The sequence below is a fragment of the Arthrobacter sp. HMWF013 genome (assembly GCF_003061105.1).
Classification (GTDB): domain Bacteria; phylum Actinomycetota; class Actinomycetes; order Actinomycetales; family Micrococcaceae; genus Arthrobacter.
In genome coordinates this window covers 1-1,134 of sequence record NZ_QAIQ01000289.1, presented here as the reverse complement: position 1 = coordinate 1,134, position 1,134 = coordinate 1, and the positions used below count along the sequence as shown (strand labels likewise).

2 protein-coding genes are annotated in these 1,134 nt (G+C 68.8%); both read right to left on the bottom strand.

Annotated elements, in window-relative coordinates; genetic code table 11:
- A partial coding sequence (locus DBR22_RS11225) for a DUF4395 domain-containing protein (RefSeq protein WP_146187476.1) occupies positions 1 to 371 on the bottom strand: 371 nt, incomplete at its 3' end.
- An 88-nt stretch (positions 372 to 459) separates the two neighbouring features.
- The coding region (locus DBR22_RS11220) for an exonuclease domain-containing protein (RefSeq protein ID WP_108599083.1) at positions 460 to 1,134 on the bottom strand (675 nt) is incomplete at its 5' end.

The window sequence follows — 1,134 nt, the reverse complement described above, 5'->3', positions numbered from 1 at the left end:
GTCCTGTTCGCCGCCGGGGCAGCCCCGGCGGCGAACAGGACCAGCGCAGTGGTGGACACCACCGTACCCATGCCTTGGGCAAAGCGCTTGGGCGGGCCGGGAACCAGGCGTGTCCGGCCCAGCCGGGGCGCCAGGACCTTGACCGAGAGCAGGGCGAGCGGCGAAATCCGCGGTCCGAACAGCACCCGCAGCCAGAATCCCGCAGCCAGCAGCACCAGACCCCACCCGGAACCGGTCAGGAGTGTGGCGCCGGCAAGGAGCACCACCAGTCCGGCGGTGATCCGGGCCGCGTACTCGTTGACGGGGTTCGGGAAGGCGAACACGGCGGACCAGTTGATTCCGGTGGTCCTGGTGCCGTTAGGGGTACTCATCCTGCAAGGCTAGGAGCCTGCTGTCCCGCGGGAAAGATTTGTTGCGCCGCATGAACGCTGAAGGACCGCCCGGGCCCCGGGCCCGGATTCACGGTACCGGGGCGAAGCCGCCCACCATCTGCAGGAACTCACCTTCGGAGAGAACCTCAATGGCCTGGCCGCGATCGTGCAGTTCCAGGACGCGGCGCGCCTTGCCGGTCAGCCTTCCGGAACGCAGGTCCGCGGCCACAAACCCGTCGCCCACCACCAGCACCGTGGTGCGGGCCGTCACCCGGCTTTCCGGCCGGGCACCCAGTTCAGCAGACCGCACTTTGGCTTCCGGCCGGCCCATGGCGAGCGCACCGGTAAAGACAACGGTCTGGCCATACAGCGGATGGGACGGTTCGGCGTCGGGATTGGGCACGGGGTTGGCGCCCTCCTCCGGCCAGCCTGACAGGAACGGCCGGACCAGCGCCGCTCCGTTACTGCCGCCCGAAACGGCGGCCAGGCTCGCTGTGGAAAGCTCATCGCGAGCCGGATCGAACGCGTGCTGACGGGGCAGCTCCAGGCCCAGGGACAGATACAGTTCCGCAATGCTGTTGGCGTTGTTCCGCGCTGCAATGTCGATCAGGATGCCGGCGCACGCACGGGCATCCTCCGCGGCGTCGTGGTGGTTGACCAGGGGCACGCCGGCTTCCTCCGCGGCGAACGGCAGGGAGTTGGAGACCAGGGAATAGCAGCGCCGCGAAAGCATCACCGTGCAGACGTAGTCGTAGGCGGGGCC